Source organism: Tolypothrix sp. PCC 7712 (assembly GCF_025860405.1).
In the GTDB taxonomy this organism is placed as follows: Bacteria; Cyanobacteriota; Cyanobacteriia; order Cyanobacteriales; family Nostocaceae; genus Aulosira; species Aulosira diplosiphon.
The window spans coordinates 806,483-818,387 of record NZ_CP063785.1 but is presented as its reverse complement, the minus strand read 5'-3'; the positions used below and the strand labels follow the sequence as shown (position 1 = coordinate 818,387).

Here is an 11,905-nt window from a genome sequence, read left to right as displayed (position 1 = left end):
GTTAAAGGCAAAAGGGGAAAGGGAAAAGGGCCAAGAAAAAACCTTTAACCGTTCGGCTGACGCTCACGGCGAAACCCTTAACCTTTCTCCTGCGGAGACGCTACGCGTAGCTTGCTTAAGCGCAGGGGTACACCTTTTCCCCAAACTAAATTCCGATTTGAAAATCCTTAACCGAGCAGTATTGATACAGATTTTTATTAACAGCAAAAAGACTCAAGCATCTTGCCTGAGCCTCAGCCAAAATCTATATAGACTTATTTAAAAACAAATAAACCTGTACTTGTGATGTCAAATACAGTAGCTTAGTAGCGATTACGAGAACCACCGCCGTAGCCACCACCACGGTTACCACCAAAGGAACCTCCTCGATTTTCCTTTGGTTTAGCCTTATTGACTTTGAGGTCACGTCCCATCCACTCAGCACCATCAAGTGCTTCAATGGCAGCTGCTTCTTCAGCATCGGAACTCATCTCTACAAAACCAAAGCCGCGTAAACGACCTGTTTCACGATCAGTAGGCAGCTGAACGCGTTTTACAGAACCATATTCTGCAAATACAGCATTCAAACTCTCTTCTGTAACTTCGTAGGAAAGATTGCCTACATAAACTGACATAAGTCGTCTCCAAAATCAAAACGGTGTAGAGATTTAGATTTCGGAGAAAAGTTTGTGAATACCAAAAGGAAAAAGCCTATCAATAATAAAAACAAACGCGGTCGCCGAATTAACTCTCCATTTCCAGTGTTACACAGTAGCCTGCTGTCAGGGTGTCAGTTACAAAAAGCGTTACAAAAAGTCATTTAAACACTGATATTTAAGTATAAATGTTATCTATTTACTTATTATTCTGGCTCTCGCTACGTTGATTACCGATCCCAAAAATTGCTAAATTTTTAACAAAATATTCCTTTAGGGGGTTGTCATAAAACAGCACCTTATCTTATGGAGGATAGAGACGCAAACAGCAGCTAAGAAAAGTTTGATCGCGTAGAGGAATGGAGAAAATTTATCTTTTGGAGTTCAAAGACGGAAAATGAATAACGATATTGTTTTATTTTTGATTACTGCTGGTCTAATTATCTTATATCTATTTTTCTCGGCATTAACTGAGATGGGTACAAAGCTACCTTGGAAAAAGTAGGTTATTTTGGTAATGCCAAAACTTTGGCATTGCAATTTAAAACGAGCGCGGCAGGGTTCGAACCTGCGACCAACGGATTAGAAATCCGTGGCTCTATCCACTGAGCTACGCGCCCAACATAATGCTGTGGCTCTTTAATGAGTCATCTCTCCAATTATATCGTTTTCTCTAGCAATAGGCAATTGAAAATTGCAGATCTGCTAGTAGCAAGGCTAAGATGCTAGTCGCTAGTTAGTCAATGTACACTTTAAACGAAGTAAATGGACTATTTATTAAATATATTGTGTGGTCAATGGGTTATTTGGGTATTGGCGTAAATCACCTTTGGGCGAATTACTGTAGAGCAACCTCTGGCGATCGCGAGGCTGACCCCTACTTAACGCTAGGTAATCGCACTCTTGGCGATGCCTGGAAATCAGATTATAGATCGCATATTGAGAACGCCCCTGAGAGGAGTTATTTGCTAGTGCCATGTTTATTCTCAAACGGCAGGATGTAGAAATATCAAGCATTCCGCACCCTAAGCGAGAGCAGCCAATGCCAGTCCTCCACTATCAGGGGCAAACTTTCCGCTTGATTAGTGTTTTTAAAGCTAGCCAAGAGGAAGAAGCCAGAGCTTTGTGGAGAGAATTAACAGACGGGCGAGGTAAAGCCTGTGTCTTGTTGGAAGAACCAGACCGCTATAGCATCTGGGGAAAAATCCGTTTAGACCAGCTAGGTTCTGATACGGATGTCCATAGCAAGACAGGAGTGTTTATCCAAGCTAGTATTTTGCTGCTGCAAGCAGTCTATCTAGAAATAGAAGATTTTTTAGGTTCTAAACAAGCAGCTTTATTTGAAAAAGATATTACGGAAGTATTGCGGCAGAAGCAATTGCCACAAGCATCTTCGCCAGAAGCCGTAAAATATTTGCTCAATGAAGACCCACTGGATACGACCAGTCTGCCTTCTTGGCAAGAAAATCATGTAATTACTCTGTTACAAGAACTCCATAAGCTAGGAAAAACCTATTTTGGTAATGCTAACTTCGCTCATCCAGTGGTCGATCGCTTACAAGATCTACCCGAAGGAGAGCGATCAATGTTTATTAGTTGGCTAAATCAATCTCCAATGAGTAAACTGTGGCAATAGCATTAACAAAGTGGGAAAAATATTGCCAGGGATAGTTGCTCTTGGCATTTAATTATGCATTGTTTGGTAGAGCAATTGACTAGTACATCTGTGCGGAAGTCAAAAGTAGCCATTGCTTGGTGCGGGTGCGCCGCATTGTAGTAATTGGCGTTCAAAAGCCTATATTTTGAGCTTTTTGGCTGTTTTGTAGATACTAGACAGCTACTCTTACGAGTTCTATTTCCACCATGCTGTACTAGTTGATTTTCAGTACAAAAGCTTCTCACACAGTTATATAAGTCAAAATCCTGCCAAAGTGTGTTTACATAAACAAGTCATATTATGAGTAGTTCTTACGAAAGCTCCCAGCGTTCTAAATCTATTTTCAATACAGGAAATATAGTCTTAGCGAGCATTGGCTGGGCTGTACTAGCACTGTTATACTTTTTATTGTTTAGTGCTAAAGTTCCGGGTGCAGATGGCGTAGAAAGTCGTGCTGAATGGTATGTAATTGGTACAAATATTTTTGAAGCGTTAGCTTACCTGGGTGCCGGTATCTTATGCTTGAGGAATTGGCGTAGCCAAAAAATTGTCAGTGGTCGAAATGTTTGGCTCGCTATTGGCATAGGTATGCTGTCTTATTTCCTGGGGGGGATATTTTTCGGTTATACGGAAATAATCTTAAAAGAAGAACCGGATGTTTCTATTGGTGATGTGTTTTTTGTAGTAACGTATCTGTGTCTTGGTACAGGCATGATTTTAGCAGCGGCTCACAGGCGAATCAATCTCGAAAAATGGCAATGGCTAGTTGTCTTAGCTATTGGCGTGTTTGGCAGTTTGTTAGCTTGGTGGATTTCTCTGCAACAGCCAAAACCTCTGGATTTGCTAGGCACGGTATTGAATTGGTTTTACATCGTTAGCGATGTAGCTATTCTCATTATTGCTACTACCTTGCTACTAGCCTTTTGGGGAGGAAAAGTTGCCCAGTCTTGGAGAATGATTGCAGCCGCAGCGTTTTCGCTATACATTGCAGATATGTGGTTTAAATACGCCCAAGGTCCCAATTATCAAAGTGGAGAAATATTAGAAGTGTTTTGGGTTTTTAGTGGAGTTTTATTTGGTATGGGCGCTGCTCTAGAATATGAGGCATCATTGAGCCGCTCGCGGCGGGAACGCGGACGCAAACGAGCATAAAAAAGATTTTTGGTGTCTACCGTGAGAAAATTAACAGATTCTGACAAACAAGAAATTCTTAAGTTATATCGAGAGACTGCCGAAACCACCTCAACTTTGGCAGAGCGCTATGACGTTAGTAACTCGACAATTAGTCGCCTGCTCAAAAGTACGTTACCAGAAGACGAGTATGAATATCTCGTTTCTTTAAAACGTGCTGCGAGAACTCCCGAGGGTAGGGCGCAGGTAAACTATGAACAGTTACCACTGTTGAGTAAACCACAGCCAGAAATAGACATTCCTCACGCAGAAAGTCGCCCTGTAGAGTTACCGAAAGTTGAGCCAGAACCAATAGTAGCGAAGTCTGAGGACAGGGATAGTCGGGATATAGCTCCTCCTATCAGGCGGGTACGGCGACGCTCTTCTGCAGAAGGAACACTAGAGCCTCCAGCAGCAGAGCAGCTAGAGATTTTACCCACCAAGAAATTACCAGAAATCGTCAGCATTCCCAGCCCTAAACCGCCGGAAATGCCCATTCTTCCCACTCCCAAGCGGCAAGAACCTGCAAGTATTTCTAGCCCATTGTTAGAGGATGAACGTCCAGAAGCTAACGTTTTAGCTCAAATGCTAGGCGAAGACTTGCTAGATGAGTCTGAAGATTTGGACGATTTGGATGACGATTTAGAAGATGATGACTTCGAGGATGACGATGAGGAATATGATTTTGAGGAATCAAGACCTCTAGTCACAAGGCGCAGACCAGGTGAAGCACCAGTCCAAGTTTTACCATTGTCTTCAGCGCACTTGCCTAAAACCTGCTATTTGGTCATCGACAGGTCATCAGAATTGATTACCCGTCCGTTGAAAGACTTTGGCGATTTGGGACAAATTCCGAGCTTAGAAACCCAGCAAAGAACACTACCAATATTCGATAATCACCGCGTAGCCAAGCGCTTTTCTACCAAGCGCGATCGCGTGATTAAAGTCCCTGATAGTAAAATGCTGCAAAAGGCTCGGACTCATCTTCAAGCTAAAGGTATTACAAGGCTGTTAATTGATGGTCAGGTGTATTCTTTATCTCCTGTTTAGGGGGGATTGGGGACTGGGGACTGGGGACTGGGGACTGGGGACTGAGATATGAGAGATAAGGGAGAAAATTACTCTTGTACAGACGCGATTAATCGCGTCTGTCCGACTCTTTTGCAGACGCGATTAATCGCGTCTCTACGGCTGTTGATTCTCTCCCCTAACTATAAACAGCAGCCGCAAACCGGGTAGCTAAGTTAATAATGTCTTGTTTGCGGGCGATTTGATTAACCCATGCTTGGGGGATATTTTCTACCCCGTAGTAAATTCCTGCTAACCCACCAGTAACGGCGGCGGTGGTGTCAGTATCTCCGCCTAAGTTCACTGCTGTTAATACCGCTTGTGAGTAGGAAGAACTATTTAAGAAGCACCACAGCGCAGCTTCTAGGGTATCAATCACATAGCCGCCAGAATTAATCTCTTCTACTGGTAACTGAGCAATTGTGCCACTGTAGATTCTGGCAAAATGGTGTTTTTCTAATAAATATTCGCGCTGTGAGTAAATTGGCTCCAGCTTGTGTAAGCTTTGCAAATAAGCCGTTTGCGGGTCAGATCCTTCGAGTAAGGCAACGGCAATAGTGATATAAATACCACAAGCCATTAGCGATCGCGCATGGGCATGGGTAATTGCAGAAACATCATGTACCCGCGCAATTAATTCGCTGAAGGTGAGTATCTTGTGACAATAAGCCATTGGCAGGATTCTCATCAACGAACCATTACCATTGGTATTTTCAATTTTTCCCCCTGCTTCCCGGGGCAAAATACCCTGCTTTAAGCGCATAATCGCGGCATGGGTGGTATGTCCGATATCAAAGAGTTCACCACGGGGAGTCCAGTAAGCTTGCTTGTACCAGCGCCAGAAGGAATTGGCTATAGCATCTAAGGAATACCCGCGACAAAGAGTTTCTGCCAAACAAAATGTCAAAGAACTATCATCTGACCAAGTTCCAGGCGGTTGATTCCATGTGCCATAACCTAGCATCTTCGTAACTGGAGATTGTACCCGTTCGGCGCGGCTGGTAAACTCCACCGGCACACCCAACGCATCACCGACACATAAACCCATCAAACCAGACAATGTTTTTGCAGCGGTTAGCATTGTTTAGTCTCCATAGAAGCTCCCAAAACTTTACTTTATATATTCCCTCTAGAGCTTGTTGCAATAGCTGCTACAACCGATGATTTCATTCTCTGTAAAAATAACCTATTTACAGCAGATTCGATGTTTATGAGGTACAGCAACTAATTGAAAAGAGTAATGAGTAATAAGTAGTGATTAATAAGTAAATTTTCTACTCATTACTCATGATGTAACTCAATTACTTCAAAAGTGCTGTATCTGGTAATGGGTTAGTCAAGTAAACTCAAATTATACCAATTCTTTATAAAGCTGCATAAAATTCGATCCCCCCTAACCCCCCTTAAAAAAGAGGGGGAAAAGAATCAAATTCCCCCTTAAAAAGGGGGATTTAGGGGGATCAGGATATGTGCAACTTCACATTACATTAAATTGGTATTAGATAATTTGTCTTGCTAATTATTGTGCCAGTTGAAAAACCGTCTATGTTTTGGTAAAAATCCCGGACAGAGGGAAAATGTTTTGTAATTATAAATCTTTTACATAAAAAGCAAATAAATACCATGACTAAAGTTATATGCATTAATGGCAACAATGATTCAATATAAATTGCCAAATAATTGGAACCTTTATTGTGAGTTTGCGACTAATAATTTATCAGCATAATTCACAATTTTTGGGCAAGATTATGAAAGGTATTGTTAAATCTTTTGTGACAATTTCTGCATTGTCTTCTTTAGTAGTAGCTCCACTTTTTTTAAATGCTGGACAAGCATCTGCACAAACACAAAAAGGTACTGATGCTAGCTATATCGGTGCGGGTGTTGCAGGTGGTGTCACTAATGGCGGACAAGTTGGTCAGGATGCTCAATTTGGTGGTAACGTTAGCGGACGTTTAAAATTGGGCCCCACTCCATTTTCTGCACGTACACAAATCCTATTTACAGATCAGACGACAGCAATCATCCCTCAAGTTTCCGTAGACGCACCAATTGCTAAAGGAACTAACGTCTTTTTAGGTGCTGGTTATTCTTTTGTCGAAGCTAATGGTAAACAAACTCCCCTGGGTGACAGAGATGGAGTAGCGCTAACTGCTGGTGTAGAGTCGGAAGTTGCTAAAAACTTTTTGATCTACAGTAATGCTACCGTAGGTATGAAGACTTACCAAAATAGCCCTGCTTCTGCTGTTAGTATCCAAGGTGGTTTGGGTTATCGCTTTAGATAACAAACTATAGAGGGGAAGGGGAAAAGGTGAAAGGAGAAAGGAAAAATTCCTCTGATTCCCTAAACTGAACAAATATTGAGACCCAGGGAAATCACTATTTTTTACTGGTTCCCTGATTACCGAAATATATGTATGCTGGTTTTGTGGAGTGTTACATCACTGACAAAGCCAGCTTTTTGCTATGTTAAAATTAAATATTCCCCCTAATTTCGACCGGATATCCGGGGATCATCTTGCCGAATAAGTGCTTTTAAATTTGCAACTTCGGCCTCTACTGATGCCTTATTCAGAATAGTCTACAACTCTAATGGTTAAATCTCCTCCTTCCCCGATAGCAAGCCGTAAGCCTTCCAAAGTCGAAGGAATCAAGGAAAATAGTAATTTTTTGCGTGAACCTGTAGCCACCGAAGTACTTCAGGATACGACTCACTTTAGCGAAGACGCAGTGCAGTTACTGAAGTTTCACGGGTCTTATCAACAAGATAACCGTGATAATCGCGTCAAGGGGCAGGAGAAAGATTACCAGTTTATGCTGCGGACAAAAAATCCTGGTGGTTTAGTACCGCCGCAGCTATATCTAGCTTTGGATAAGCTATCTGATGAATATGGTAACCACACCTTGCGAGCAACTACCCGTCAAGGGTTTCAGTTACATGGGATTTTAAAGAAGAATCTCAAAACTGCGATCGCTACTATTGTGAAAAATCTCGGTTCCACCTTGGGCGCTTGTGGCGATATCAACCGCAACGTCATGGCACCGCCAGTTCCTTGGAAGAATCGTCCAGAATACCAGTACGCTTGGGAATATGCCCAAAATATTGCTGACTTATTGTCGCCTCAAACTGGTGCTTATTACGAAATTTGGCTAGATGGTGAAAAGGCAATTAGTGCGGAAGAAAGCCCAGAATTAAAAGCCGCAAGACAACGCGATAGTAATGGGACACTCATCAGCAATTCTGAAGAACCCATCTATGGCACCTACTATATGCCGCGCAAGTTTAAAGTGAGCGTGACAGTGCCAGGGGATAATTCCATTGATTTATATTCCCAAGACCTCACCTTAGTTGTAATTACCAATGAAAAAGGTGAACTCGAAGGATTTAACGTATTTGCTGGTGGTGGCTTAGGCAGAACACATAACAAAGAAGAAACCTTCGCTAGGCTGGCAGATCCCATTGGCTATGTGGACAAAGACGATGTTTACGAAATAGTCAAAGCAATTGTTGCCACTCAAAGAGATTATGGCGATCGCTCTGATCGCCGTCACGCCCGATTAAAATATTTACTGCACGATTGGGGTGTAGAAAAGTTCCGCGCCAAAGTCGAAGAATATTTTGGCAAAGCGATCGCTCCCTTTAAGGAACTGCCAGAATTTAAATATTATGACTTCCTGGGATGGCATGAACAAGGTGATGGCAAGCTGTTCTTAGGGCTTTCTATAGATAACGGTCGGGTAAAAGACGAAGGTTCGTTTCAACTGAAAACTGCCTTAAGGGAAATCGTTGAGCGATTTAACTTGCCCATTCGCCTCACAGCGCACCAAAACCTGATTTTCTACGAAATTGCACCAGCAGATAAAGCAGCCATTCAAGACATTCTTGACCGTCGCGGTGTTAACTCCGATCCCAGCAAAATTGCCCGCTTAGAAAGGCTGGCAATGGCTTGCCCAGCTTTACCAACTTGCGGTTTGGCTATTACCGAATCAGAACGCGCTATTCCTGGCATTTTAGAACGGATTGGCACAGTTTTGGATAAAGTTGGTTTACAAAATGAAGAGTTTGTGGTAAGGATGACAGGCTGTCCTAATGGTTGCGCTCGTCCTTACATGGCGGAATTGGCTTTTGTGGGGAGTGCGCCAGAAAGCTACCAAGTATGGTTAGGCGGTTCCCCCAATCAGACAAGGTTAGCCCAGCCTTATATGGAAAGGTTGCATCATAACGACATAGAAACCCAGCTAGAGCCGATTTTCGTTTACTTTAAGCAGGCGAAAACATCGGAAGAAAGCTTTGGCGATTTTTGCGATCGCGTCGGTTTTGATGCCATCCGCGAATTTGCAGCTAATTACACCGCTCAAGCTGTTGCTACGTCAGACATTACAGACGATAGTGATGGTTTAGTTGAAGCTATAGCCGACTCCAGAACCGCAGAAAGCGAAGGACAAGAAGTGGCGATTGAAAATACTACCATTGCCACCTATAAAACCCGTCGGCGCGTGAGTTTGCAACATGAGGTGTATGACAAGCTGAAAGCTGCTGCAGCTAGCCAAGGTAGGCCAATGACCGAATTGGTACATGAGGCGCTAGAAGCTTATTTTCAGAATCTCTAGTTAGCAATTTTATTCTTAACCCCCTCATCAGGAATGGTGAGGGGTACAACAGAAGACGATGATGATGAATTTTCATCAACTTTTTCAAAGTGATATCCACCCCCTTGAGCACCAACGCAATCATCACCAGTACCAGGAACTACTTGAACAAGGACTGGTTTGTTATCCCGTTCACCATCTTGAAAAGCAAGTGCATCTCCTGAGGTTTCCTTAGATGGGAGTTTAATCGATTTGAGCTTTTCAACTACTGTTTGTCGAGTAGGATTTTTTAACTCAGAAATAGCTTGAATAAAAGCTTGAGTTGCATCATAACTAGCAGCAGTACGCCAACTAATACCTCCTCCCCATTGCTTACAAGCTTGTTTCGCAAATTTTTTTGAATCATTAGATTCTTGAGGAAACCAGGGAATCGGTAGAACTAAACCTTCAAGAGCCTTTTGACCTTGTGTTAAAGTGTCTGCACCATACAAAGCATCTCCTCCCAATAATGGGATATTTTTCCCCAGAATTTTCTGTATTTTGGGCTGTTGGCGAGCTCGAGCCATGTTGATCACGGTAGAAATTAGCTCTATATTTGGGAAAAAGACAACTGCATCAGCTTCATCTTCAACTACACTGCGATACACTTCATAAGACGCATTCAAATTTTGATCTGCTAAATTTCCAGTTCGGACAACTTTGCCACCTTTAGCTTCAAACGCTGTGTTAAAAGCTTGCTTTAAGCTTTTACTATATATATCGTCGGCTTTATAGAAAATAACCACTCGCTTAATAGCATTTTTAATAGCATATTCAGCTAATTTTTCACCAGCTTTTGCATCAGAAGGAACGGTTCTAAAAAAAACTTTATCTTCTTTCATGCTTAACTCTGTACTAGTGCTTGTTGGAGATAGCATCCCTAAATTAGCATTTTTGTATTTAGCAATTGCAGTTTTACTCACTGAGCTTCCATTGTGTCCAATTACGCCTAAAACCTTTGCATCTTTAATAAATTGTTGGGCAACTTTTTCACCTTGGCTTGGATCATTTTTATCATCAGCAATTACAATATTCAATAATTTATCATTTGCTCCACGCCCTGCATTTTTATTAAATTCGTCTTGTGCTTGTGCGACTCCTCTCAATATTTCTTTTGCCATATCTCTTCTAGCGTTAATAGGTACAGCAACCGCTAAAGTTAAATAATTTCCTTTTTTATGTGCTAAGGCATTATTATAGTAAATCAATCCTTCTGGATCATTTTTATCAATTTCCTTTGCTTTGGCGAATTGGTTAATTGCTTCTGTATAATTGCCTCGGTTGAAAGCATTGACACCCTGATTTTGGTAATAATTACCATTTCCCAAAAAGAAAGACTTTTCTCCTTGGCTAAATAGCTCTGGATATTCAATGTATGGAATGAATACTGATTGAATTTTTTCCTTCAATTGAAATGTAATTACCCCAGTAAAAATCATCAGACTTGCAGTTACTCCCGCAAATAATCGCTGAGAACGATTAGATTTTATAATTTTATTTTCTAATTCAGCAATTTGTAATTCTTGGTTAGCTTTGATATTAGCAATTTCTAATTCTTGGCTAGTTTTGATATTAGCAATTTCTAATTCTTGGCTAGCATTAATGAATTGATAATCTTCAATTGCCAAATTTTTATCTTTACACCATTCAATTGCTATTTGTAATTTCTGACCGAGTAATAGCCAGGATTTATCTTTACGATTAGAAGATAACCATCCTAGTAATTCTTCTTCATAAGGTTTAATATCAGCAAGCATTTCAGCAACCCAGTTAGAATCAAAAACAGATTCATAAATCAGGTTATAAACTTTTAATTTTCCAGCTTTCTCTTCTAGCAAACCGGATAAAACTAGTTCACTCTGTTCTGGACTGTTATTACTGGGTAAATCATGGTATCGCAAAATTTCTAAATAGAATTTAAGCAATTTAACCATAGGTTCTTTACTATTAATAATCCTGTCACGTATAGTTCTTAAATGTTGCGGTTCATCTTGAAATTCCCAATTATCAATTATCCGTGATTTTACTAATTCTTTTATCCATTTAGATATTAGCTGTTTATCACTAGGAATTACATTCTCATCATCCACTATAATTTTACATATCTTTTGTGTGAGAAATGGTTGACCACTAGTCAATTTAAGTACTTCTAGAAGAATTTCTTCGGCAATTTTCAAATCATTGACTTTACTTTTTAAACCTTTAGCTAAAGGTCGAGCTTCCTGGAATGAAAAACCATTTAATTGAATTGCTTCGCCAATATTAAAAGGTGTGCGTCGCGTATCCTTGATCAATTGAGATGGCGTTGCTACTCCTAATAAAGCAAAGGTAATTCGCTCATAATTTGGGTTATTAGCACGTTGATTATAACAATAACGAATAAATCCAAAAAAATCATCAGTTGGAAAATCTAAACTGAGAACAGTATCGATTTCATCTATGAAAGTAACAATGTTTTTATCAAATTTTGCTAGTAATTTTTTTTCAAAAAAATCACTTAATAGATTTAAGGGAGTTAATCGTCTGTTGTCTTGAAATAAGGTTGATACTTGCTCTGTTTGTAAATCGAAGTTATCTGCTATATTTTTAATTAAAGTATCATACCACTGCTCTTGGGTAACTCCTTTAGTCCCCAATTTTTCTAAGCTGATTACCACACATTTGAAGCCTTCTTTTTCTAACTTTTGAGTAAGGATTCAGGTGGCAGAGTATTGACAAAGGGATCGCTTGAGGAGGAGTATCACAG

At 40.8% G+C, this 11,905-nt stretch carries 9 protein-coding genes and 1 tRNA gene; 5 read left to right on the top strand and 5 right to left on the bottom strand.

The features are described from left to right. Positions 1-302 precede the first annotated feature (302 nt). From HGR01_RS03170 to HGR01_RS03160, 3 genes are all read right to left on the bottom strand, one after another. Entirely contained in the window at positions 303-614 is a 312-nt protein-coding gene (locus HGR01_RS03170) for an RNA recognition motif domain-containing protein (protein WP_045871993.1), read from the bottom strand. 568 nt (positions 615-1,182) lie between these two features. Further along, positions 1,183-1,255, bottom strand: a tRNA-Arg gene (locus HGR01_RS03165). Positions 1,256-1,412: 157 nt separating this feature from the next. After that, the gene (locus HGR01_RS03160) at positions 1,413-1,613 is read right to left on the bottom strand and encodes a hypothetical protein (RefSeq protein ID WP_045871992.1); all 201 of its coding nucleotides are present in this window, start codon (positions 1,611-1,613) and stop codon (positions 1,413-1,415) included. On the opposite strand from HGR01_RS03160, the gene HGR01_RS03155 reads away from it, so the two are divergent. From HGR01_RS03155 to HGR01_RS03145, 3 genes are all read left to right on the top strand, one after another. Further along, positions 1,612-2,271, top strand: a complete 660-nt coding sequence (locus HGR01_RS03155; protein ID WP_045871991.1) for an Npun_F0813 family protein — start codon at positions 1,612-1,614, stop codon at positions 2,269-2,271. The two genes, HGR01_RS03160 and HGR01_RS03155, sit on opposite strands and share 2 nt — an antisense overlap. Before the next feature lie 321 nt (positions 2,272-2,592). Further along, on the top strand, positions 2,593-3,444 hold the full coding sequence (locus HGR01_RS03150) for a hypothetical protein (RefSeq protein ID WP_045871990.1): 852 nt from the start codon (positions 2,593-2,595) through the stop codon (positions 3,442-3,444). A gap of 21 nt (positions 3,445-3,465) precedes the next feature. Further along, on the top strand, positions 3,466-4,512 hold the full coding sequence (locus tag HGR01_RS03145) for a transposase (RefSeq protein ID WP_045871989.1): 1,047 nt from the start codon (positions 3,466-3,468) through the stop codon (positions 4,510-4,512). Positions 4,513-4,669: 157 nt separating this feature from the next. Here HGR01_RS03145 and HGR01_RS03140 read toward each other — a convergent pair whose 3' ends face one another. After that, positions 4,670-5,611 (bottom strand): ADP-ribosylglycohydrolase family protein, encoded by a 942-nt coding sequence (locus tag HGR01_RS03140; RefSeq protein ID WP_045871988.1) that lies wholly within the window; start codon positions 5,609-5,611, stop codon positions 4,670-4,672. 667 nt (positions 5,612-6,278) lie between these two features. Here HGR01_RS03140 and HGR01_RS03135 point away from each other — a divergent pair. Then, a complete protein-coding gene (locus tag HGR01_RS03135; protein ID WP_045871987.1) occupies positions 6,279-6,815 on the top strand; it encodes a histidine kinase in 537 nt (178 codons plus the stop codon). Positions 6,816-7,122: 307 nt separating this feature from the next. Then, a complete protein-coding gene (sir, locus tag HGR01_RS03130; protein WP_045871986.1) occupies positions 7,123-9,141 on the top strand; it encodes a sulfite reductase, ferredoxin dependent in 2,019 nt (672 codons plus the stop codon). On the opposite strand, the gene HGR01_RS03125 is transcribed toward sir, so the two are convergent. Continuing rightward, complete coding sequence (locus HGR01_RS03125) at positions 9,138-11,855, bottom strand: ABC transporter substrate-binding protein (protein ID WP_255325273.1); 2,718 nt, start codon at positions 11,853-11,855, stop codon at positions 9,138-9,140. The genes sir and HGR01_RS03125 overlap by 4 nt on opposite strands. Positions 11,856-11,905: the final 50 nt, after the last annotated feature.

What these genes read in the sequence shown, in the direction of transcription:
- HGR01_RS03170 (WP_045871993.1), bottom strand. Translation starts at nt 614, where the DNA reads ATGTCAGTTTATGTAGGCAATCTTTCCTACGAAGTTACAGAAGAGAGT.
- HGR01_RS03155 (WP_045871991.1), top strand. Translation starts at nt 1,612, where the DNA reads ATGTTTATTCTCAAACGGCAGGATGTAGAAATATCAAGCATTCCGCAC.
- HGR01_RS03160 (WP_045871992.1), bottom strand. Translation starts at nt 1,613, where the DNA reads ATGGCACTAGCAAATAACTCCTCTCAGGGGCGTTCTCAATATGCGATC.
- HGR01_RS03150 (WP_045871990.1), top strand. Translation starts at nt 2,593, where the DNA reads ATGAGTAGTTCTTACGAAAGCTCCCAGCGTTCTAAATCTATTTTCAAT.
- HGR01_RS03140 (WP_045871988.1), bottom strand. Translation starts at nt 5,611, where the DNA reads ATGCTAACCGCTGCAAAAACATTGTCTGGTTTGATGGGTTTATGTGTC.
- HGR01_RS03135 (WP_045871987.1), top strand. Translation starts at nt 6,279, where the DNA reads ATGAAAGGTATTGTTAAATCTTTTGTGACAATTTCTGCATTGTCTTCT.
- sir (WP_045871986.1), top strand. Translation starts at nt 7,123, where the DNA reads ATGGTTAAATCTCCTCCTTCCCCGATAGCAAGCCGTAAGCCTTCCAAA.